Source organism: Streptomyces sp. NPDC004284 (assembly GCF_042874035.1).
Taxonomy (GTDB): domain Bacteria; phylum Actinomycetota; class Actinomycetes; order Streptomycetales; family Streptomycetaceae; genus Streptomyces.
On sequence record NZ_JBIAMJ010000004.1, the window covers coordinates 83,059 to 103,344 of the forward strand.

Sequence of the window (20,286 nt, forward strand, 5' to 3'; positions counted from 1 at the left end):
TCAGAAGGTCGAGCGCAGCGTACATGCCCAAGATGACGGGACCATGGCGAGCCCGTGGTGCTACGGGAGGGCCGGCTCCCGCACCTGCTCGGGCGCCTCGGCCGGAGCCGGGGCGGCGGCCCGCAGGCCGTGCCGCTTGCGCCAGGCCACCACCGCCGCGCCGAGGCCCGACAGGACGATGAACCCCGCCGAGAAGAGGAACGCCGGCGAGCCCGGCGAACCGGCCTGGGCGCCCGCCACCACGTACGCCGCCGTGTTCGGCAGCGAACCCAGCGCCGTCGCCAGGAGGAACGGCACGTACCCCATCCGGGAGACGGCCGCGCAGTAGTTGGCCGCCGCGAACGGCACCCCCGGGAACAGCCGGATCGCCAGCATCGAACGGAAACCGTGCCGGCTCAGCTGCCCGTCCGCGGCCGTCAGCCACCGGCCCCGTACGAACGGCCGCAGCGCGTCCTGCCCCAGGAACCGGCCGAGCGTGAACGCGATCCCCGCGCCCAGCACCGTCCCCGCCAGCGCCCCCGTCAGACCGGCCGCGGAACCGAAGAGCGCGCCCGCCGCCAGATTGAGCACCGGCCGCGGGACGAACGCCGCCGCGCACGCCCCGTACGCGAGAGCGAAGAGCAGCACCGCCCCGGCGCCGCTCGTGTGCGGCGGCCAGCCCGAGGACAGCATCCGCTGCGGCTCGTACAGCACCACGAGGGTGGCCGCGGTGAGCAGCAGCAGAGCGAGCAGCGAGAGCCGTGAGCGGGGCGAGAGCAGGGCCCGGGAGCAGCGGACGGCGAGGGAGCCCGGCGGCCGGGGCACGGGAGCGAGCATTCGGGGAGAGTAACGGACGCGTCCGTATGATCGCCGTAATGTGCGTCATGTCCCTCGCGGACGTGCGTCATGTCCGTCCGGGCGCGCTCCTGGGGCGCGCCGTGACCGAGAGGGCCCCATGACCGACACCGCGCCGCCCGCGAGCACCCTCGCCGACACCGTCCTGGAGCGGCTCACCACGGTCTACCCCGCCGCGGGGAACCCCTTCCGGGCCCAGGAGATGGTCGCGTACATGAAGGGCGTGGCCCCCTTCCTCGGCATCCGCACGCCCGAGCGCCGCGCCCTGTCCCGTACGGTCCTCGACGGCACCCCGCGCCCCGACGAGACCGACTGCGCCGCGATCGCCCTGCGCTGCTTCGCCCTCCCCGAGCGCGAGTACCACTACTTCGCCGTCGACTACCTGCGCCGGCACGTGAAGCGCTGCTCCTCCGGCTTCCTGCCGGTCGCCCGCAGGCTCGTCACCACCGTCTCCTGGTGGGACACGGTCGACCACCTCGCCGCCCATGTCGTCGGCGGCCTGGTGGCGGCCGACCCCGCCCTCGCCGGCGAGATGGACACGTGGATCGACGACGAGGACCTGTGGGTCGCCCGCACCGCCCTCCTCCACCAGCTCCGCCACAAGGACGCCACCGACGCCGACCGGCTCTTCGCCCACTGCCTGCGCCGCTCGGCCCACCCCGACTTCTTCGTCCGCAAGGCCATCGGCTGGAGCCTGCGCGAGTACGGCAAGACGGCCCCCGCCGAAGTCCGCGCCTTCGTCGCCGCCCACGGCTCCCGCCTCTCCCCGCTCTCCGTCCGCGAGGCCCTCAAGAACCTCTGACCCACTGACCCCACCCCGGCCGCGGCCCCGGTCAACTCCTGCGCCAGACTTGGTCCATGACGCAGACGGAGAAGCGGACGGGGAAGCGGACGGCGCTGGTGCTGGGCTCCGGAGGGCTCGTCGGAGGCGCGTGGGAGATCGGGGTGCTGCGCGGGCTCCTCGACGCCGGGATCGATCCGGGCACCGCCGATCTGATCGTCGGCAGCTCCGCCGGGGCGGTCGTCGGAGCACAGCTCGCCGCCGGGAAGGGCGGGCTCCACGCGCTGTACGAGCAGCAGCTCGACGGGGAGGTCACCGAGCCCGCCGTACGGCTCGGGGCCCGGACGATCCTCCGGTACGCCGTCGCCGTCCTCCGGTCCCGTACCCCCGAGGAGTACGGGCGCAGGCTCGGCCGGCTCGCCCTCGACGCGACCACCGTCCCCGAGGAGGACCGGCGCGCGACCGTCGCCCGGCGGCTCGGCGGGGTCACCGACTGGCCCGCACGGCCGCTGCTCGTCACCGCGGTCGACGCGGCCACCGGCGAGCTCACCGCGTACGACGAGGACAGCGGGGTCCCGCTGACCGACGCCGTCACCGCGAGCTGCGCCATCCCCGGCGTCTGGCCCCCGGCGACCGTCGGCGGGCGCCGTTGGATCGACGGCGGCATCCACTCCACGGCCAACGCCCACCTCGCCGCCGGCTACGACCGGATCGTCGTCGTCGCCCCCAGCGCCCGGGGCAGCAAGGTCGTGCTCTCGCCGGCCCGGCAGGGCGCGGACCTCGCCGAGGGCGGGGCGCGGGTCGAGGTGATCACGCCGGACGCGGCGTCCCGCAAGGCGATCGGACGCAACGCGCTGGACCCCGCGCACCGGGCGGCGGCGGCGCGTGCGGGGCGGGAGCAGGCGGCGGCCCACGCCTCGGCCGTCGCCGCCGTCTGGACGGGCTGACGGCTCACCGCCGTGGGCGCGGCGGCGGTGCGGGCGCCCGGCACCGGGCACGGCAGCGGTGGCGGCACAATGAACGCGTGAACGAGCACATCCCCGTCATCCGCGAAGTCGACCACGGCACCGCGCGCCTCATGCCCGACGTCGACCGGGAGCGGGCCTGGCTGCTGACGGTCGACGGCGCGCCGCAGTCGTACGTCGACCTGGACGATCCGGCGTACCTGGAGTTCGAGTACGCGCGGCGTCTGGCGCATGTCGTCGACGGCGCCGCCGAGTCCGGCGCGCCCCTCGACGTGCTGCACCTGGGCGGCGGGGCGCTCTCGCTGCCCCGGTACGTCGCCGTCACCCGGCCCGGCTCGCGTCAGGACGTCGTCGAGGCGGACCGGGGGCTGCTCGCCCTCGTCGAGGAGCACCTGCCGCTGCCCGAGGGCTCGGGGACCACCGTGCACGGGGCGGACGCCCGGGCCTGGCTGGAGGCGGCACCGGACGCCTCGGCCGATCTGATCGTGGGCGACGTCTTCGGAGGCTCGCGCGTGCCCGCGCACCTCACCTCCGTCGAGTACGCGCGGGAGGTCCGGCGCGTGCTGCGGCCCGGCGGGCTGTACGCCGCCAACCTCGCCGACGGGGCGCCCTTCCCGTTCCTCCGTTCCCAGCTCGCCACCTTCGCCGCCGTCTTCCCGGAGCTGGCGCTCGTCGCGGAGCCCGCCGTGCTGCGCGGCCGGCGCTTCGGGAACGCCGTCCTGGTCGCCTCCGGCCGCGCGATCGACATCGCCCACCTCGCGCGGCGCGCGGCGGCCGACGCCTTCCCCGCGCGCGTGGAGCACGGGGAGACGCTCGCCCGGTTCACCGGCGGCGCGGAACCCGTCCTCGACGCCGGGGCCGTACCGTCACCCGTTCCCCCGGAGGGCGCCTTCGGCATCGGCTGAGGTCTCCTGGGCGGAGGCGCCCGCGACCTCCTTCGTGTGCGGGCGCCGCGTCAGGTTCCGTACGTCCGGCACGAGGAGGACGAGCGCGGTGACGACGGTCATCAGTGCCGCCGCGCCCCACAGCGCCTCGCTCCGGCCGAAGGCGCTCTCCGCCGGGCCGGCGAGGGCCGTGGACAGCGGCAGCAGCGCCGTCGAGCCGAACCAGTCGTAGGCGGAGACCCGGGACAGCTTCTCCTCGGGGATCTCCTGGTGCATGGTCGTCATCCACGAGACGCCGAAGACCTCGATCGCCACTCCGCTGACGAACATCGCCGCCGTCAGGCCCGCCGCGTCCAGCGGCACGGCGAGCGCCGCCGAGGGCAGCGCGATCGGGAAGACGCACAGGGTCCCGACGAACAGCATCCGGCGCGGCTTCCACCGGGTCATCAGGACGGCGCCCGCGACCGTCCCCGCCCCGTACGCGGCCAGCGCGATGCCCCAGGGGCGCGAGCCGCCCAGCGCGTCCCTGGCGACCAGCGGTCCGTACACCGACTCGACGGCGCCGATCAGTCCCACCACCACCGAGAACTGGGCGACGATCGACCACAGCCAGGGTCGGCCGACGAACTCCCGCCAGCCCTCCCGCAGATCCGCGAAGAGCCCGCCGCCGGGAGCGCGGTCCGGGATGCCGCTCACGTCGAGGAAGGACCGCAGGCCGCCCGCGACGGCGAAGGCGACCGCGTCGATCGCGAGGACCCAGCCGGGGCCGACGAAGGCGACCAGCGCGCCGCCGAGCGCGGCACCGCCGATGGCGGCGCCGTGCATCGCCATCCGGAAGACGGCGAAGGCGCGGCTCGCCTGCTCCCCGCTGACGCTGGACATGAGCATGCCCTCGGCCGCCGGGTTGAAGAAGGCCTGGCCGGTGCCGCAGAGCGCGGTGAGCACCATCATCTGCCAGATGCGGGCCTCGCCGGAGAGCACGAGGACGGCGAAGGCGGCCTGGGAGACGCAGTTGAGGGCGTTGGCCGCGACCATGACCCGGTGCCGGGGCACCCGGTCGGCCACCGCGCCGCCGATGAGCAGGAAGAGGACCAGCGGCGCGAACCGCGCCATGGCGACGAGACCCACGTCGCCCGCGTCGCCCCCGGAGTCGAAGACCGCCCAGGTCGTGGCGATCAGCGCGCCGTGCGTGCCGAGGTTGGTCACGATCGTGGCGGCGGTGAGCAGGAGGTAGTTGCGGCCGGCCCACTCGGGGCGGCGGGAGCGGGCTGCTCCTCGGCGGGGGGAGGCGGCGGGAGTGGTCACCCCGGGACTATCCCCGGCTCCTCCCCGTCCCGCCAACCGATATTCGGACGGTGCGTCGGTCCGAGGGGTGCCGCTCGGTGAGCCCGCCCACCGGGTCCGGCGCGGCCGGACCCGGTGGACGGAGGGGTCAGGAGGAGGGCGCGAGCCGGACCGTGGAGAGGATCTGCCGGATCGTCGCGTCGGGCAGCTCGTCCTTGACGCCGTCGGCCCCGTAGAGCACCCAGGTCGAGAAGTCGCCGGCGGCGTTCTTGAAGGTGAAGGCGTAGGACTTGCCGTCCGACTCGCACTTGTTGCGCTTCTTGACGCCCGGCGCCGTGGCGGTCGCCAGGCTGCCGGTGAGACCGGACTTCGTCGTGTACGGCACCGGCTTGGTGATCTTGATGGTGCTCTGCGGCATGTGCTGCGCGTAGCCGCCCCACACCCAGGTGCCGGCCTCGCCGCGCGCGGCGGACGCGGTGTCCTTGGCGCCCTGGCCGCCCTTGGTGCCGGCGGCGGCCAGGTCCCAGGTCTCCGGGGTGCCGTTCTTGTCGGTGTCGTACGAGCACCAGTTGCTCTTGTAGCGCGTGGGCCCGGACATCGTCACCAGCGGGGTGCCGTCGTGCTTCTTCTCGTCCTCGAAGAAGTAGATCGACCCCGGCTTCAGCACGTCCCACTCCGGCGGCACGTCGAAGAGGGTGCCGTACTTGGGGTTGTAGACGACCTTCCAGCCGGGGATCGTCGGCTGCTGGGCCGCGCCGTCACGCGGGTTGGCGATCGACTGGCTCGGGTCGGGCGCCGGGGCGGAGGAGGGGTTCGCGGAGGCGGTGGCCGTGGTGGACGGCTTGTCGTCGGCGACGTTCTTCTTGTCGTCGTCCTTGCCGAGCACGAGGAACGCGGTGACTCCGGCCGCGACGACCACGGCCGCGGCGGCGACGATCGCCACGACCGTCGTCCTCTTCTTCCCCCCGCCGGACCCGCCGGGCTGTCCGGGGCCGCCCGGCACCGCGTACTGCTGCGGCACGGTCGGCTGCTGGTACGGGTTCGGGTAGCCCGGCTGCTGGGCGTACCCCTGCTGCGGGTAGCCCTGCTGCTGCGGATAACCGGGCTGCGCGGGCTGCTGCTGCGGATAGCCGGGCTGTGTCGGCGGCTGCGGGTACCCGGGCTGGGTCGGCGGCTGCTGATACGGGTTCGGCTGCTGGTACCCCGACTGCTGGTAAGGGTTCTGACTCTGGTCCTGCGGGTTCTGCTCGCCCCCGGGCGGCTGCTGTCCTGGCCACATGGCCAGTAACCATAGAGGTGCGGGGGCCGCACGACCACGCCCGCCCCCGGGCCGGGGACGGGCAAGGGATGGCCAAGGCTGCTACTCGTGGGTAACATCACGGTCCATGAGCGCAGACCAGATGTCCGTCGGCGAGATGCTCGCCGCCACGGTCCCCATGGCCGGAACCCTCAACCTGGAGTTCCTGGAGACCACCGCCGAGCGCGCCGTCGTGCGCCTCCCGGACCAGCCCGCCTACCACAACCACGTCGGCGGCCCGCACGCCGGAGCGATGTTCACCCTGGCCGAGTCCGCCAGCGGCGCCATCGTGCTCGCCGCCTTCGGCGACCAGCTGGGCCGCGCGGTGCCGCTCGCCGTCAGCGCCGAGATCGGCTACAAGAAGCTCGCCATGGGCGTCGTCACGGCCACCGCCACCCTCGGCCGCCCCGCCGCCGAGGTCGTCGCCGAACTCGACGCGGGACAGCGGCCGGAGTTCCCGGTGCGGATCGACATCACCCGCGAGGACGGCGCCGTGACCGGTGAGATGACCGTCGTCTGGACCCTGCGCCCCCACGGCAAGGCGTAGTCCGTCGCGGCGTGCGCACCGTGGCCCCCGCCGGAGCGGGGGCCACGCGCGTCACGCGACCTGGAACCAGAAGGCCTCCATCGGCAGGCCACGGCCCGTGGTGCCGATGATGTAGCTGGGCAGCGTGTTGTACTCGGTCGAGCCGATGTAGCCCGCGCCGCCCTGCCAGCCGATGTTGCGGACGTGGGCGTCGGCGTTCAGCGTGGGCGAGCTGGCGAACATGATCGCCTCCATCGCGACGTTCACCCCGTCGACGCCGATCTGATCGGTCGTGTGCGAGCCGTTCACACAGACCTGGCGGCTGTCCCAGCCGTAGTTCGCGCGGTGCGCCATGGCGCAGAACCGGATGGAGCTGCCCGGCTGCACATGGAAACGGACGGCCTCGACGGCGAGGGAACGGCCGGTGGTCCCGGCCCACTCCCCGTCGCAGCGCCAGTCCTGCCAGCCGATGTTCTGCACGTGCGCCTGGTAGCAGAAGGTTCCCGTGGGTTCGCTGCGCGCGACGGCCTGGCCCGCGGCCGTGACCGTGGCGGCGGCCGTGATCGCGAGTGCGGCGACCACGCGCGTGATCCGCTGGAGCATCTTGCATTTCCCCCTTGTGAGTTGACGAGCCGTTCGCCGGCTCGGCGGGATCTTAACCGGTGCTTATGCCACCGCCGTCCGAACGCCGCGCCCGGCGCGCGAACGGCCCGGTCGCTCCCGGGTTGCCTCCCGGGCGGGTGACAATGCCCTCACCTCGGCGTGTCGAGGTCGGGCACGCCGGAGCCGGTACGCTGCCCAGGTGTGCCCGACGCGGTGCACACCTGGTCGGTCGTCACGGGAGGTACCGCGTTGCACGTGCAGGAATGGCTGGAGACGATCCCCGCGGTCGCCGTCTACGTCCTCGTGGCGGTGGTGATCGGGGTGGAGAGCCTGGGCATCCCGCTCCCGGGTGAGATCGTGCTCGTGAGCTCGGCGCTGCTCGCCTCGCAACACGGACACATCAATCCGTACGTCCTCGGCGCCTGCGCCACCGCCGGAGCGATCGTCGGCGACTCGATCGGCTACGCGATCGGCCGCAAGGGCGGACGGCCGCTGCTCGCCAAGCTGGGCAGAAAGTTCCCCAAGCACTTCAGCGAGGCCAACATCGGGCTCGCCGAGAACTCCTTCCAGAAGTGGGGCATGTGGGCGGTCTTCTTCGGCCGCTTCATCGCCCTCCTCCGCATCTTCGCGGGTCCGCTCGCGGGCGTGCTGCAGATGCCGTACTGGAAGTTCCTCATCGCCAACGTCCTCGGCGGCATCGTGTGGGCCGGCGGCACCACGGCCGTCATCTACACGGTCGGCGTCGTCGCCGAGGCCTGGCTCAAGCGCTTCTCCTGGCTGGGCCTGGTCCTCGCCGTGCTGATCGGCATCGTCTCGATGCTGGTGATCAAGAACCGCGCCAAGAAGGCGGCGGCGCAGCGGGCCGGGGCCACGGAGCCGGAGCCGGTCCCGGCGGCGGACTGAGCGCGGACCGTACGCGTACGGAGCGGAGGGCGGCACCCGGGATCGGGTGCCGCCCTCCGTCGTACCGGTGGGGCGTCCGGTGGGGCCGGCTCTCGGTCCTCGGTCCGGTGGGGCCGGCTCTCGGTCCTCGGTCCGGTGAGGCCGGCTCTCAGTCCTCGAAGGCCTCGGTGTGTCCCTTGGCGAGCAGCAGGTACATCTCGGCGTTCAGCTGGATGCCCGCCTTCTCCTCGTCGGTCAGCGGGCGGCGCACCTTGGCGGGGACGCCGGCGACCAGCGAGCCCGGCGGGACCTCCATGCCCTGCGGGACGAGCGCCTGGGCGGCGACGAGCGAGCCGGCGCCGATCCGGGCCCCGTTGAGGACCGTCGCGCCCATGCCGACGAGGACATCGTCCTCGATGACGCAGCCGTGCACGGTCGCGTTGTGGCCGACGGTCACCCGGTCGCCGATGGAGACGGGGAAGCCGGGGTCGACGTGGACGGTGCAGTTGTCCTGGATGTTGGAGTCCTCGCCGATCGCGATCGGACCGCAGTCCGCCCGCAGCACCGCGTGGTACCAGACGCTGGCGCGGGCGCCGAGCGTGACCTCGCCGAGCACCACGGAGGTCGGGGCGGTGAAGGCGGTCGGATCGATCTGCGGCTCCTTGCCGCCCACTGCCCTGATCAACGCCTCTGTCATGGTTCGCTCCTGATGGTCGGATCCTGGGATCGTCAGCCGTCGTGTCACGCCCGGGGATGCCCCCGGGCGCAGCCTATGCCGTGCTCATGACGGACATCACAGCGCACCGCACTGATCAGGCACGACGGCGCCGACTACGGTGGCCGGGTGCCCAGGAACAGAAACACGTTCTCATCCCTCGCCGCCTGGCGGCGCCGGGTCCTCGCCCGTGCCGTGCAGGGTGGCTGGCGCTGGGTGCAGCAGGCCGGCTCCGTCACCGCCGAACACCCCGGGAAGCTGCGGTTCCGCCGCCTCGGCGCGGGCACCCGGCTCGCCTTCCCGCAGGGCACGGTCTTCGGCGAGCAATGGATCGAGATCGGCGAGTGCTGCATCATCGCCGAGCAGGTCACGCTGACGGCGGGGATGCTGCCGGACCTCGACCTCGGGAAGGACACGGTCCTGACCCTCGGCGACGGCGTCGTCCTCGGCCGGGGCAGCCACGTCATCGCCGACGCGAAGGTGACGATCGGCTCGGACACGTACTGCGGTCCGTACGTCTACATCACCTCGACCAACCACAGTTACGACGACCCGGACGAGCCCGTCGGCCGCCAGTGGCCCCGCTCCGAACCGGTCTCCATCGGCCCCGGCTGCTGGCTGGGCACGGGCGCGGTGATCCTCCCCGGCGCGCGCCTCGGGCGGAACGTCGTCGTCGCGGCGGGCGCGGTGGTGCGCGGCGAGGTCCCGGACCACTCGGTGGTGGCGGGCGCCCCGGCGAAGGTCGTCCGCAGCTGGACCCCGGAGACCGGCTGGCAGCCCCCGCTCCGCACCCCCGCTCCCGTCCCGATCCCGGAACACGTCACCCCGGAGCAGCTGGCCGCCCTCGCGGTGTGGGAGGCGCAGCGGGCGGGCAGTTCGGAGTCCGTGCCGTCGTGACCCGCGCGGTCACCCCGTCGCGAGGAGGACCGTGCCCACCAGGGCGAGGCCCGCGCCCGCTGCCTGGACGGCGCGGAGGCGTTCCTTCAGGACGCCGCGGGCGGCCAGGGCCGTGACGATCGGGTAGAGGCTGGCGAGGACGGCGGCGACCGTGACCGGGCCCTGCTGGGCGGCGATCGCGTACGTGCCGTTGGCGGCGACGTCCGCGAGGCCCACGAAGGCGAGGGCCGGGAGCGCGGCGCGGACGACCGGGGGGCCGCCCTCGGGGAGCGCGCGGCCGCCGCGCCGCACCGAGGCGTACAGGGCCCCGCCGCCCACCATGACGTTGGTGACGCGCTGCACGAACAGGGCGAGGAACAGGCCCGTGACGGTCGTGGACGCCTCGGCGATGAGCGTCATCACCGAGCCGAAGCCGAAGGCCGCGACCAGGGTCAGGAGGACGGCCTGGCGCTGGACGGGCGCCCCGCGCAGCTCCGGTCCGCCCGCGAGCACCACGCCGAGGATCGCCACCGCGATCCCGGCGAACTGGAGCAGTCCCGGCCGGTCGCCGACGAGGAGGCCGACGGAGACGGGGACGACGACCCCGAGGGAGCCGAGCGGGGAGACGACGCCCATCGGGCCGAGGGCGAGCGCCTTGTAGAAGGCGAGCATGGCGGCCGGGCCGACGACGCCCGCGCCGACCGCGTACCAGAGCTGGGGTCCCGCTTCGGTCCAGGCGCCGGTCGCGAGGACGATCGTGCCGAGCACGAGGACCGCGAGGGCCTGGGAGACCACCACGACGGTGAGGGCGGGGATCCGCCGGGTGAGGAGCCCGCCCCCGAAGTCGGCGAGGCCCCACAGAAGGCTGGTGGCCAGGGCGAACAGGGCGGTCATGGATCCTCGCAGGGGCGTGCGGCAGTACAGTGCAGTGAACCATCGGGTGCACCCCACCGTAGTTCAGTGCATTGAACTCTGTCATTCAGAATATTGGACGGAATGTGTCGGACCTCGACCAGCTCACGCAGTCGCTCGCCCGGAACCTGAAGCGCTGGCGCAAGGAGCGGGGATTCACCCTGGACGCGCTCGCCGCACGGGCGGGGGTCAGCCGCGGCATGATCATCCAGATCGAGCAGGCCCGGACCAACCCCAGCGTCGGCACCACCGTGAAGCTGGCCGACGCCCTCGGCGTCTCCATCACCACCCTCCTCGACTACGAGCAGGGCCCCCACGTCCGGCTCGTCCCGCCCGGCCAGGCCGTCCGCATGTGGTCCACCTCCACCGGCAGCCACACCACCCTCCTGGTCGGCGCCGAGGCCCGCGGCCCCCTGGAGCTCTGGTCCTGGACCCTGATGCCCGGCGACGGCAGCGCCTCCGACCCGCACCCGGAGGGCACGGTCGAACTGCTGCACGTCACCGCCGGGACGCTCACCCTCGTCGTCGACGACGAGGAACACCCGCTCCCCGCCGGCACCTCGGCCGTCTTCGAGGCCAACGTCGCGCACTCCTACCGCAACGACGGCGACGAACCGGTCGAGATGACGATGGCCGTCTCCATCCCACCCGTACGCTGACGCCCACGCACCGACGCCCACGCGCTGCCACGCGCGCACGGACGCCCGCGCACGGACGCCCGCGCACGGACCGCGCGCTGGCGCCCGCACACTGAGACGGACCGCCGTACGCCCTCCCGTGGTTGTTAGCGTGAAGCGCATGCGCGCACCCATCGGAGACTTCGACGACGCCCGGCCCGCCCCCGACTGCCTCGACCTGCTGACCGGCCCCGTCGCGGCCGCCGTCCGCGCCTGGACGGGTCCCGTCCAGGCCGACCGGCTGGTGTACGTGGACACCGACCCGGCCATCGCCGACACGGTCGTCTTCGTGGAGCACTACGGTCCCGAGCTCCTCGACGAGTCCGCCAACTGCGTGGTCGTCGCGGGCAGGCGCGGCGAGACGACGACCCTCGCCGCGTGCCTCGTGAAGTCGGCGACCCGCGTCGACGTCAACGGCGTCGTCCGCAAGCACCTCGGCGCCCGCAAGGCCTCGTTCGCCCCGATGGACACCGCGACCGGCGAGACCGGCATGGAGTACGGCGGGATCACCCCCATCGGCCTCCCGGCCGACTGGCCCCTCCTCGTCGACGCCGCCGTCGTCGACACCGAGTGGGTCCTCGTCGGCAGCGGCCGCCGCCGGGGCAAGCTCATCGTCCCCGGCAAGGCCTTCGCCCAGCTCCCCGGCGCCGTCGTCCTGGAGGGCCTCGGCGTCCCCGTCGGCTGAACCTCCCGGGGCTCAGCCCAGGCGCGGTATCTCGATCGCGGGGCACCGGTCCATGACCATGTCGAGGCCCGCCTCACGGGTGCGGGCGAACGCCTCGTCGTCGATCACGTCCAGCTGGAACCAGACGGCCTTGGCGCCGATCGCGACGGCCTCGTCGGCGACGGCGCCCGCCAGGTCGCTGTTCACGAAGACGTCGACGACGTCGACCGGGAACGGGATGTCGGCCAGCGACGCGTACCCCTGCTCCCCGTGGACCGTCTCCGCCTTCGGATGCACCGGCACGATCCGCTTGCCGAAGCGCTGGAGGACCGCCGCCACCCCGTACGCGGCGCGGGCCCGGTTCGAGGAGAGGCCGACCACCGCCCACGTGTCGCCCGTGGACGTCAGGATCCGCCGCACCGCCTCCGACGCGGAGTACGCGGCGGGGTCCGTGGTCGTGGTGTCTACGCTCATCGCTTCTGCTGCCTTTCGTCGGCGCGCCCCGTCTGTCGGTTGAACGAGCCGCGCCGGGCCGTGATTCCCGTACGCCCGACGAAGCGTCCCCGAGATGTCCCCTACGGGCCGACGGGCAAGGCCGGGCCGCGCGGACAAGGCCGGACCGTACGGAACGTAGGCTGGTCGGATGCAGGAGCAGTACCGCACATTGGCCCGCGAGGGCGTGCACGAGACCGAGATCAACCGCTCGCGCTTCCTCTGCGCGCTCGCGCCCGTCGCCGACGAGCGGGAGGCGCAGGAGTTCGTCGCGCGGATCCGCAAGGAGCACCCGACCGCCACGCACAACTGCTTCGCGTACGTCCTCGGCGCCGACGCCTCCGTGCAGAAGGCGAGCGACGACGGCGAACCCGGCGGCACGGCCGGCGTCCCCATGCTCCAGATGCTGCTGCGCCGCGAGGTGCGGTACGTCGCCGCCGTCGTCACCCGCTACTACGGCGGCGTGAAGCTCGGTGCGGGCGGCCTGATCCGCGCGTACGGCGGGGTGGTCGGCGAGGCGCTCGACGCGCTCGGCACCATCACCCGGCAGCGCTTCCGGCTCGCCACCGTCACCGTCGACCACCAGCGCGCGGGCAAGCTGGAGAACGACCTGCGGGCCACCGGCCGCGCCGTCCGCGACGTGCGGTACGCCGACGCCGTCACGATCGAGATCGGCCTCCCGGACGCGGACGTCCCCGCCTTCCGCGGCTGGCTCGCCGACGCCACGGCGGGCACGGCCTCCTTCGAACTCGGCGGCGAGGCGTACGGGGACGCGTGACGCGGGGACGCGTCACGCGTGCGCGTACGCACCGGGCCGGCCCCCACGCGCACGCGTGGACCGGCCCCGCCCACACCCCGGCTCGGGATAGCGTGGTGGGCGCACACGACGGGAACCGGCGGCGAGGAGCGGGACACATGCGGGGTGGGACGGCGGCATGAGGCTCCTGCACACCTCGGACTGGCATCTCGGCCGGTCCTTCCACCGCGTCGGCCTCCTCGAAGCGCAGGCCGCCTTCCTCGACCACCTCGTGGCGACCGTCCACGCGCACGACGTCGACGCCGTCCTCGTCGCCGGGGACGTCTACGACAGGGCCGTGCCCCCGCTGCCCGCCGTCGAGCTCTTCGACACCGCGCTGCACCGCCTCGCCGAGGCCGGGGTGCCCACCGTCATGATCTCCGGCAACCACGACTCGGCCCGCCGGCTCGGCGTCGGCGCCGGACTCATCGAGCGGGCCGGCATCCACCTCCGCACCGACCCCGACGGCATCGGCACCCCCGTCGTCCTGGCCGACGCCCACGGCGAGGTCGCCCTCTACGGCCTTCCCTACCTCGAACCCGCGCTCGTCCGCGAGCGGCTCGGCGCCGAGAGGACCGGCCACGAGGCCGTCCTCGCCGCCGCCATGGACCGGGTCCGCGCCGACCTCGCCCGCCGGCCCGCCGGCACCCGCTCCGTCGTCCTCGCCCACGCCTTCGTCGCGGGCGGCGCGCCCAGCGACAGCGAGCGGGACATCACCGTCGGCGGCGTCGCCGCCGTCCCCACCGGGATCTTCGACGGCGTCGACTACGTCGCCCTCGGCCACCTCCACGGCAGCCAGACCCTCACCCCGCGTGTCCGCTACTCCGGCTCCCCCCTCGCGTACTCCTTCTCCGAGACCGACCACCGCAAGACCATGTGGCTGATCGACCTCGGCGAGGACGGGGGGATCACCGGCGACGTACGCCTCGACTGCCCCGTCCCGCGCCCCCTCGCCCGCATCCGGGGGCGGCTCGACGACCTCCTCGCCGACCCCGCGCTCACCCCGCACGAACGGTCCTGGGTCGAGGCCACCCTCACCGACCCCGTGCGGCCCGCCGATCCCATGGCCCGGCTCACCGCACGCTTCCCCCACACCCTCAACCTGGTCTTCGACCCCGAGCGGACCGGGGACGACCCCGGCGCCTCCTACGCCCAGCGCCTGCGGGACCGCAGCGACCAGCAGATCGCGGAGGACTTCGTGGCCCACGTACGCGGCGGCGCCGCCCTCGACGGAGCCGAACGGGCCGTCCTGCACGGCGCCTTCGACGACGTCCGCGTCGACACGGCCGAGCGCGAGGTGGGCCGGTGAGGCTGCACCGCCTGGAGATCACCGCGTTCGGGCCCTTCGGCGCCACGCAGAAGGTCGACTTCGACGCCCTGTCCGCCGCCGGGCTCTTCCTCCTCCACGGGCCGACCGGCGCCGGCAAGACCTCCGTCCTCGACGCCGTCTGCTTCGCCCTGTACGGAAGCGTGCCCGGCGTCCGCCAGAACCCGGGCACCTCCCTGCGCAGCGACCACGCCCCCGTCGGCACGTACACCGAGGTCCTCCTCGAACTGACCGTGGGGGACCGACGCCTTGAGATCACCCGCCGCCCGGCCCAGCAGCGGCCCAAGAAACGCGGCGGCGGCCTCACCACCGAGAAGGCCCAGACCTGGCTCCGCGAGTACGACCCCGCCACCGGGGAGTGGGCCGGGCTCAGCCGCTCCCACCAGGAGATCGGGGAGGAGATCACCCAGCTCGTCGGCATGAGCCGCGAGCAGTTCTGCCAGGTCGTCCTCCTCCCGCAGGGCGACTTCGCCGCGTTCCTGCGCGCCGACGCCGAGAAGCGCGGCAAGCTCCTCGGCCGCCTCTTCGACACCCGCCGCTTCGCCGCCGTCGAGGAACGCCTCGCCGAACTGCGCAAGGCCGCCAAGGAGGAGGTCGAGGACGGGGACGCGCGGCTGCTCACGCTCGCCCACCGCATGACCCAGGCCGCCGGCGGCCTCGACGCCGCCCGCACGCCCGTCGAGGGCCGGCCCGGCGACCCCGGGCTCGCCGACTCCGTCCTCACCTGGGCCGCCGTCGCCCGCACCGAGGCCCGCGAGGCCCTCGACATCGCGGGCGTACGCCTCGCCACCGCCGAGGGCGGGCAGGCCGCCGCGCGCGCCGCCCTCGACGCCGAGAACGACCTCGCCGCCCGGCAGGCCCGCCACGCCGACGCCCTCCGGCGCCGCGAGCGGCTCACCGAGCAGGCACCCGAGCGCGACCGCCTCCAGGACTCCCTCGACCGGAGCCTCAAGGCCGACCGGGTGGCCCCCGCGCTCGGACTGCGCCAGGACGCCGACCGCGAGCACGCCGCCGCGCACACCGCCCGGGAACGGGCCCGCACCCAGCTGCCCCCCGACCTCGCCGAGGCCGGCGCCGAACAGCTCTCCGCCCTCGAACACCGGCTGCGCGAGGAGCTCGGCGGACTCGACGCGGCCCGCCGCGCCGAGCACCGCGCGGCCGCCGTCGCCCAGGAGCGCGCCGTACTCGCCCGGGAGGCGCGCGCCGACGAGGACGCCCTCCGGGACGCGGCCGACTGGCTCGCCGACTGGGAACCGCGCCGCACGGCCCTCGGCGAACGCGTCGAGGCCGCCCGCGACGCCGCCGCCCGCGCCGAACACCTCGCCGGCCGCCTGGAGCCCGCCCGCCGCCGGCTCGCCGCCGCCCGCCGCCGCGACGCGCTCGCCGAGGACACCCGGGCCGCCGGGACGCGCCTCGCGGAGGCCCGCGAACGGCGCAACAGCGCCCACGAGACCTGGCTCGACGTCAAGTCCCGCCGCCTGGAGGGCATCGCCGCCGAACTCGCGGTCACCCTCATCCCGGGCGACCCCTGCCAGGTCTGCGGCTCCACCGCCCACCCGGCCCCCGCCCGCACCACCGCCGACCACGTCGACCGCGCCACCGAGGACGCCGCCTACGCCGCCTACACCCGCGCCGAGGAGACCCGCACGGCCGCCGAACGCGACCTCGCCGTCACCCGCGAGGCCTGGTCCGCGGCGCGTACGGAGGTCCGGGCGGGGGCCGATTCCCCGGAGCCCACCGTCACCGAACTCGCCGGCGAAGCGGACGAGTTGGCCCGGCTGCACGCCGAGGCGCACGCCCTCGCCGGGCAGACCCACAGCGCCCGGGAGGCGCTCGCGCGGGCCGAGCGGGAGCACGAGGAACGGGTCGCCGCGCAGCGGGAGGCCGAGCAGCGGGTCGCCGCGCGGACCTCGCGCCGGGAGGCCCTGGAGCGGGAGCAGTCCGCACTCGACGAGGAACTCGCCCGGGGACGCGGCGCGTTCGCCACGGTGGCCGAACACGCCACCCTCCTGGAGCGGCGCATCGCCCTCCTCGTCGACGCCGCCGGAACCGTACGCGCCGCCGAACTCGCCGCCCAGCGCCTCAAGGATGCCGACGACCGGCTCGCCGACGCCGCCTACCGCGCCGGATTCGCCACCCCGGCCGAGGCCGCCGGAGCGCTCCTCGGCGAGGGCGAACGCCGCACCCTCCAGCAGCGCGTGGACGCCTGGCGGGCGGAGGCCGCCGCCGTCGCGGACCGGCTCGCCGAGCCCGGCACGGCCGAGGCCGCGGCCCTGCCGCCCGCCGACCCCGCCGGGGCCGAGGCCGCGCACACGGCGGCGCAGCGCGCGCTCCGCGAGGCCGACTCCGCCCTGGCCGCCGCCCGCGAGCGGGCCGCGGGACTCACCGGACTCTCCCGGCAGGCCGCCACCGAGGTCCGCCGCCTCGGGCCGCTGCGCGAGGAGTACGACCGGGTGGCCCGCCTCGCGGCCCTCACCGCCGGCACCTCCGCCGAGAACGAGCGCCGGATGCGCCTGGAGTCGTACGTGCTCGCCGCCCGCCTCGAACAGGTCGCGGCGGCCGCGAGCGCCCGCCTCCAGCGCATGTCCTCGGGCCGCTACACCCTCGTCCACTCCGACGCGCGCTCCGGCGGCAAGCGGGCCGGCCTCGGACTGCACGTCGTCGACGCCTGGACCGGCAGCGAGCGCGACACGGCCACCCTCTCCGGCGGGGAGACCTTCTTCGCCTCGCTCGCCCTCGCCCTCGGCCTCGCCGACGTCGTCACCGACGAGGCCGGCGGTGTCCGGCTCGACACCCTCTTCATCGACGAGGGTTTCGGAAGCCTCGACGAGCAGACGCTCGACGAGGTCCTCGACGTCCTCGACTCGCTGCGCGAGCGGGACCGCAGCGTCGGCATCGTCAGCCACGTCGGCGACCTCCGGCGCCGTATCCCGGCCCAGCTGGAGGTCGTCAAGGCGCGCCAGGGCTCGGCGGTCCGGCTGCGCACCGGAGGGGACGCGCTCAGCGGCTGAGGGACCGCCGGGGGAGCGGGGACGAGTAGACGACGCTGGTGGTCACGGACCCCAGCGTGGAGATCTTCCCGGTGATGCCCTCCAGGTGCTTCATGGAGCGGGCGGCGACCTTGAGGACGAAGCAGTCGTCGCCGGTGACGTGGTGGGCCTCGAGGACCTCGGGCGTGGCGTCGAGCAGGTCGTGGAACGGCTTGTAGTTGCCGTGCGGATAGCGCAGCCGTACGAAGGCGAGGATCGGCAGGCCGAGGCGGTCCTGGTCGACGAGCGCCGCGTACCCGGTGATCACCCCGGCGTCCTCCAGGCGCCGCACCCGCTCGGTCACCGCGGACGGCGACATCGACACCGTACGGGCGAGCTCGGCGAAGCTGGCGCGGCCCTCGGACTGGAGGGCTTCGAGGATCCGCCAGTCGGTGGCGTCGGGCGTGTAATCGGTGCTCATGGGGGAGAGCTTGCAGCGGGAATCCCCGGCCGATCAAGCGGACGGCCGGGGATTCCCGCGCTCGTGGACCTCAGAGGCGGGAGATCTCGTCCACCAGGTCGTCAAGTCCCAGCGGGCCCAGGGAGAGCGCCGCCATGTGCCAGGCCTTCGCGTCGAACGCCTCGCCGTGCGCGGTCCGCGCGTTGGCACGGCCGAGCAGCCAGGCGCGCTCGCCCAGCTTGTAGCCGATCGCCTGGCCCGGCATCGACAGGTAGCGGGTCATCTCGCTCTCCACGAACGACGGCGGACGGCTGCTGTGCAGCTGGAAGAACTCCTGTGCGAGGTCCGGCGTCCACCGCTCGCCCGGGTGGAAGGGCGACTCCGCGGGGATGTCCAGACCGAGGTGCATGCCGATGTCCACGATCACCCGGCACGCGCGCATCATCTGGCCGTCGAGGTAGCCGAGGCGCCGCTCCGCGTCGGGCAGGAAGCCGAGCTCGTCCATGAGGCGCTCCGCGTACAGCGCCCAGCCCTCCGAGTTCGCGCTGACCTTGCCGATGGTCGCCTGGTAGCGCGAGAGCCGGTCCGCGACGTGCACCCACTGCGCGAGCTGCAGGTGGTGGCCGGGCACGCCCTCGTGGTACCAGGTCGACACCAGGTCGTACACCGGGAAGCGGGTCGTGCCGTCCACCGGCAGCCAGGTGCGGCCGGGGCGCGAGAAGTCCTCGGACGGGCCGGTGTAGTACGGGGCCGCGGCGCCGCCCGGCGGGGCGATGCGGGACTCCACCCGCCGTACCCGTTCGGCGAGCTCGAAGTGGGTGCCGTCGAGCGCCTCGATGGCCTCGTCCATGAGCTCCTGGAGCCAGACCCGGACCTCCTCGACGCCCTCGATGTGGGTGCCGTGCTCGTCGAGGTGGGCGAGCGCCTCCCAGGGGCCCGCTCCCGGCAGGATCCGCTCGGCCTCGGTCCGCATCTCGCCGAGGAGCCGGTGGTACTCGGACCAGCCGTACGCGTACGCCTGGTCGAGGTCCAGATCGGTGCCGTTGAAGAAGCGGGTCCAGCGCTGGTAGCGCTCGCGGCCCACCGTGTTCGGCGCGTCGGCGACGGCGGGGGCGTACACGTCCCGCATCCAGTCCCGCAGCGCCACGACGGCCGCGGTGGCGTCCCGCGCGGCCGCCGCGAGTTCGGCCCTCAGCTCCGCGGGCAGCGCGGCGGGGCCGGCGGCGGCGAACTCCTCGAACCAGCCCGGCTTCCCGCTGTCGCCGCCCGCCCACTCCGTGAGCTGCTCGACGAAGGTGGCGGTGGGGCGCGGCCCGGCGTAGAGCTTCCGCTCCAGGCCGAGCGCGAGCGAGGTGCGGTAGCCGTCGAACGCGGCCGGGACCGCGCGCAGCCGGGCGGCGACCGCCGTCCAGTCCTCCTCGGTCCCCGTCGGCATCACGGTGAAGACCATGCGGACGCTGTGCGCGGGCGAGCGCATGTTGCTGACCATGCAGAGGCTCTCCTCGGCCTCGTAGATGGCGAGTTCCGCCGTCAGCCGCTCCCGCAGCAGCCGGGCGCAGCGCCGCTCGGCGTCGGTGTCCGCGCCCGGGGTCCGCTCGGCCTCGTCGAGCCGGGCGAGGGTGCGGCGGGCGAGGTCGGCCGTCGCCCGCTGCCAGGCGGGCGAGAAGTCCGGCAGCCGTCCGGCGCTCTCCTTGACTCCCAGGAACGTACCGGTGATCGGGTCGAGGGCGATGAGTGCGTCGACGTAGTCGTCGGCGACCTGGCGGGGCAGCAGGCTGCTGGAAGTGTCTGGCATGGGGGTCATCCTGGCGCCTCCGGCGGGCCCGCGTCACCCTCGTCCGGCGTCAGTCGGCTGACAAGGAAGGGCCGGAGGAAGGCGGCAGGAGGGGGCCGCACTCCCACTGCTGGAAGATCAGCCGGGTCTCGACGCGGGCCACCTCGCGGCGCGAGGTGAACTCGTCGAGGACGAGACGCTGCAGGTCGGCGGGGTCCGCCACGGCCACGTGCACCAGGTAGTCGTCGGGTCCGGTGAGGTGGAACAGCGCCCGGGACTCCGGCAGGGCCCGGATCCGGTCGACGAACGGACCGATCAGTTCGCGCCGGTGGGGCCGGACCTGGACGAGAAGCAGCGCTTCGAGCCCGCGCCCGAGTTTGGCCGGATCCAGTCGTAGTTGGTGTCCGAGGATCACGCCTGTGCGGCGCAGCCGGGCCACCCGGTCGAGGCAGGTGGAGGGTGCGACTCCGACCTCGGCGGCGAGTTCGCGGTAGGTGCTCCGGGCGTCGTTCTGCAGGAGGCGAAGAATGTGCAGATCGACCGCGTCCAGTACGACAGAATCGGCCAT

21 protein-coding genes are annotated in these 20,286 nt (G+C 74.2%); 11 read left to right on the forward strand and 10 right to left on the reverse strand.

The window, feature by feature from the left end:
• Window positions 1-60: 60 nt before the first annotated feature.
• A complete protein-coding gene (locus tag ACFYUS_RS12695) occupies window positions 61-816 on the reverse strand; it encodes a TVP38/TMEM64 family protein (protein WP_388849424.1) in 756 nt (251 codons plus the stop codon).
• A gap of 118 nt (window positions 817-934) precedes the next feature.
• Here ACFYUS_RS12695 and ACFYUS_RS12700 point away from each other — a divergent pair, with 118 nt between their 5' ends.
• The 3 genes from ACFYUS_RS12700 to ACFYUS_RS12710 all read left to right on the forward strand — a co-directional run bounded on the left by ACFYUS_RS12700 (window position 935) and on the right by ACFYUS_RS12710 (window position 3,485).
• Window positions 935-1,636 carry a DNA alkylation repair protein gene (locus tag ACFYUS_RS12700; RefSeq protein WP_388849427.1) on the forward strand — a complete coding sequence of 234 codons (702 nt, stop codon included), beginning with the start codon at window positions 935-937 and terminating at the stop codon, window positions 1,634-1,636.
• 56 nt (window positions 1,637-1,692) lie between these two features.
• Window positions 1,693-2,562, forward strand: a complete 870-nt coding sequence (locus ACFYUS_RS12705) for a patatin-like phospholipase family protein (RefSeq protein WP_388849430.1) — start codon at window positions 1,693-1,695, stop codon at window positions 2,560-2,562.
• Between the two features lie 77 nt (window positions 2,563-2,639).
• Window positions 2,640-3,485: a spermidine synthase gene (locus tag ACFYUS_RS12710; RefSeq protein ID WP_388849433.1), complete on the forward strand. Its 846-nt coding sequence runs from the start codon at window positions 2,640-2,642 to the stop codon at window positions 3,483-3,485.
• Here the strand turns inward: ACFYUS_RS12710 and ACFYUS_RS12715 are convergent.
• Together ACFYUS_RS12715 and ACFYUS_RS12720 are read right to left on the reverse strand one after the other, a co-directional pair.
• Complete coding sequence (locus ACFYUS_RS12715) at window positions 3,447-4,769, reverse strand: MFS transporter (protein ID WP_388849437.1); 1,323 nt, start codon at window positions 4,767-4,769, stop codon at window positions 3,447-3,449. The two genes, ACFYUS_RS12710 and ACFYUS_RS12715, sit on opposite strands and share 39 nt — an antisense overlap.
• 127 nt (window positions 4,770-4,896) lie before the next feature.
• Complete coding sequence (locus ACFYUS_RS12720; RefSeq protein ID WP_388849440.1) at window positions 4,897-6,027, reverse strand: hypothetical protein; 1,131 nt, start codon at window positions 6,025-6,027, stop codon at window positions 4,897-4,899.
• A gap of 121 nt (window positions 6,028-6,148) precedes the next feature.
• Between ACFYUS_RS12720 and ACFYUS_RS12725 the strand changes: the two genes are divergently transcribed.
• Window positions 6,149-6,592 (forward strand): DUF4442 domain-containing protein, encoded by a 444-nt coding sequence (locus tag ACFYUS_RS12725; RefSeq protein WP_388850576.1) that lies wholly within the window; start codon window positions 6,149-6,151, stop codon window positions 6,590-6,592.
• A 51-nt stretch (window positions 6,593-6,643) separates the two neighbouring features.
• Here ACFYUS_RS12725 and ACFYUS_RS12730 read toward each other — a convergent pair whose 3' ends face one another.
• Window positions 6,644-7,174 carry a hypothetical protein gene (locus ACFYUS_RS12730; protein ID WP_388849443.1) on the reverse strand — a complete coding sequence of 177 codons (531 nt, stop codon included), beginning with the start codon at window positions 7,172-7,174 and terminating at the stop codon, window positions 6,644-6,646.
• Window positions 7,175-7,423: 249 nt separating this feature from the next.
• On the opposite strand from ACFYUS_RS12730, the gene ACFYUS_RS12735 reads away from it, so the two are divergent.
• On the forward strand, window positions 7,424-8,077 hold the full coding sequence (locus tag ACFYUS_RS12735) for a DedA family protein (protein WP_388850579.1): 654 nt from the start codon (window positions 7,424-7,426) through the stop codon (window positions 8,075-8,077).
• A gap of 148 nt (window positions 8,078-8,225) precedes the next feature.
• Here ACFYUS_RS12735 and ACFYUS_RS12740 read toward each other — a convergent pair whose 3' ends face one another.
• Window positions 8,226-8,753, reverse strand: coding sequence for a gamma carbonic anhydrase family protein (locus tag ACFYUS_RS12740; protein ID WP_388849446.1), 528 nt, complete (start codon window positions 8,751-8,753; stop codon window positions 8,226-8,228).
• 147 nt (window positions 8,754-8,900) lie between these two features.
• Here ACFYUS_RS12740 and ACFYUS_RS12745 point away from each other — a divergent pair, with 147 nt between their 5' ends.
• Window positions 8,901-9,668: an acyltransferase gene (locus tag ACFYUS_RS12745; RefSeq protein WP_388849449.1), complete on the forward strand. Its 768-nt coding sequence runs from the start codon at window positions 8,901-8,903 to the stop codon at window positions 9,666-9,668.
• Between the two features lie 9 nt (window positions 9,669-9,677).
• Here ACFYUS_RS12745 and ACFYUS_RS12750 read toward each other — a convergent pair whose 3' ends face one another.
• Complete coding sequence (locus ACFYUS_RS12750; RefSeq protein WP_388849452.1) at window positions 9,678-10,541, reverse strand: EamA family transporter; 864 nt, start codon at window positions 10,539-10,541, stop codon at window positions 9,678-9,680.
• Window positions 10,542-10,645: 104 nt separating this feature from the next.
• On the opposite strand from ACFYUS_RS12750, the gene ACFYUS_RS12755 reads away from it, so the two are divergent.
• Window positions 10,646-11,218, forward strand: a complete 573-nt coding sequence (locus ACFYUS_RS12755) for a helix-turn-helix domain-containing protein (protein WP_388849455.1) — start codon at window positions 10,646-10,648, stop codon at window positions 11,216-11,218.
• 139 nt (window positions 11,219-11,357) lie between these two features.
• On the forward strand, window positions 11,358-11,921 hold the full coding sequence (locus ACFYUS_RS12760; RefSeq protein WP_388849458.1) for a YbaK/EbsC family protein: 564 nt from the start codon (window positions 11,358-11,360) through the stop codon (window positions 11,919-11,921).
• Window positions 11,922-11,933: 12 nt separating this feature from the next.
• Here ACFYUS_RS12760 and ACFYUS_RS12765 read toward each other — a convergent pair whose 3' ends face one another.
• Window positions 11,934-12,374 (reverse strand): CoA-binding protein, encoded by a 441-nt coding sequence (locus ACFYUS_RS12765; protein WP_388849461.1) that lies wholly within the window; start codon window positions 12,372-12,374, stop codon window positions 11,934-11,936.
• A 169-nt stretch (window positions 12,375-12,543) separates the two neighbouring features.
• Here ACFYUS_RS12765 and ACFYUS_RS12770 point away from each other — a divergent pair, with 169 nt between their 5' ends.
• The 3 genes from ACFYUS_RS12770 to ACFYUS_RS12780 all read left to right on the forward strand — a co-directional run bounded on the left by ACFYUS_RS12770 (window position 12,544) and on the right by ACFYUS_RS12780 (window position 17,526).
• Complete coding sequence (locus ACFYUS_RS12770; protein WP_388849464.1) at window positions 12,544-13,170, forward strand: YigZ family protein; 627 nt, start codon at window positions 12,544-12,546, stop codon at window positions 13,168-13,170.
• Between the two features lie 157 nt (window positions 13,171-13,327).
• Window positions 13,328-14,497, forward strand: coding sequence for an exonuclease SbcCD subunit D (locus tag ACFYUS_RS12775; protein ID WP_388849467.1), 1,170 nt, complete (start codon window positions 13,328-13,330; stop codon window positions 14,495-14,497).
• Window positions 14,494-17,526 carry an AAA family ATPase gene (locus ACFYUS_RS12780; RefSeq protein ID WP_388849470.1) on the forward strand — a complete coding sequence of 1,011 codons (3,033 nt, stop codon included), beginning with the start codon at window positions 14,494-14,496 and terminating at the stop codon, window positions 17,524-17,526. The genes ACFYUS_RS12775 and ACFYUS_RS12780 overlap by 4 nt, the downstream gene beginning before the upstream one ends.
• On the opposite strand, the gene ACFYUS_RS12785 is transcribed toward ACFYUS_RS12780, so the two are convergent.
• From ACFYUS_RS12785 to ACFYUS_RS12795, 3 genes are all read right to left on the reverse strand, one after another.
• Entirely contained in the window at window positions 17,516-17,965 is a 450-nt protein-coding gene (locus tag ACFYUS_RS12785) for an Lrp/AsnC family transcriptional regulator (protein WP_388849473.1), read from the reverse strand. The genes ACFYUS_RS12780 and ACFYUS_RS12785 overlap by 11 nt on opposite strands.
• A gap of 70 nt (window positions 17,966-18,035) precedes the next feature.
• Entirely contained in the window at window positions 18,036-19,739 is a 1,704-nt protein-coding gene (locus ACFYUS_RS12790; RefSeq protein ID WP_388849476.1) for a DUF885 domain-containing protein, read from the reverse strand.
• Between the two features lie 49 nt (window positions 19,740-19,788).
• Window positions 19,789-20,286, reverse strand: coding sequence for an Lrp/AsnC family transcriptional regulator (locus ACFYUS_RS12795; protein ID WP_388849479.1), 498 nt, complete (start codon window positions 20,284-20,286; stop codon window positions 19,789-19,791).

What these genes read in the sequence shown, in the direction of transcription:
- ACFYUS_RS12740 (WP_388849446.1), bottom strand. Translation starts at nt 8,753, where the DNA reads ATGACAGAGGCGTTGATCAGGGCAGTGGGCGGCAAGGAGCCGCAGATC.
- ACFYUS_RS12760 (WP_388849458.1), top strand. Translation starts at nt 11,358, where the DNA reads ATGCGCGCACCCATCGGAGACTTCGACGACGCCCGGCCCGCCCCCGAC.
- ACFYUS_RS12700 (WP_388849427.1), top strand. Translation starts at nt 935, where the DNA reads ATGACCGACACCGCGCCGCCCGCGAGCACCCTCGCCGACACCGTCCTG.
- ACFYUS_RS12695 (WP_388849424.1), bottom strand. Translation starts at nt 816, where the DNA reads ATGCTCGCTCCCGTGCCCCGGCCGCCGGGCTCCCTCGCCGTCCGCTGC.
- ACFYUS_RS12730 (WP_388849443.1), bottom strand. Translation starts at nt 7,174, where the DNA reads ATGCTCCAGCGGATCACGCGCGTGGTCGCCGCACTCGCGATCACGGCC.
- ACFYUS_RS12770 (WP_388849464.1), top strand. Translation starts at nt 12,544, where the DNA reads ATGCAGGAGCAGTACCGCACATTGGCCCGCGAGGGCGTGCACGAGACC.
- ACFYUS_RS12725 (WP_388850576.1), top strand. Translation starts at nt 6,149, where the DNA reads ATGTCCGTCGGCGAGATGCTCGCCGCCACGGTCCCCATGGCCGGAACC.
- ACFYUS_RS12720 (WP_388849440.1), bottom strand. Translation starts at nt 6,027, where the DNA reads ATGTGGCCAGGACAGCAGCCGCCCGGGGGCGAGCAGAACCCGCAGGAC.
- ACFYUS_RS12785 (WP_388849473.1), bottom strand. Translation starts at nt 17,965, where the DNA reads ATGAGCACCGATTACACGCCCGACGCCACCGACTGGCGGATCCTCGAA.
- ACFYUS_RS12750 (WP_388849452.1), bottom strand. Translation starts at nt 10,541, where the DNA reads ATGACCGCCCTGTTCGCCCTGGCCACCAGCCTTCTGTGGGGCCTCGCC.
- ACFYUS_RS12705 (WP_388849430.1), top strand. Translation starts at nt 1,693, where the DNA reads ATGACGCAGACGGAGAAGCGGACGGGGAAGCGGACGGCGCTGGTGCTG.
- ACFYUS_RS12765 (WP_388849461.1), bottom strand. Translation starts at nt 12,374, where the DNA reads ATGAGCGTAGACACCACGACCACGGACCCCGCCGCGTACTCCGCGTCG.
- ACFYUS_RS12795 (WP_388849479.1), bottom strand. Translation starts at nt 20,286, where the DNA reads ATGGCCGATTCTGTCGTACTGGACGCGGTCGATCTGCACATTCTTCGC.
- ACFYUS_RS12790 (WP_388849476.1), bottom strand. Translation starts at nt 19,739, where the DNA reads ATGCCAGACACTTCCAGCAGCCTGCTGCCCCGCCAGGTCGCCGACGAC.
- ACFYUS_RS12775 (WP_388849467.1), top strand. Translation starts at nt 13,328, where the DNA reads ATGAGGCTCCTGCACACCTCGGACTGGCATCTCGGCCGGTCCTTCCAC.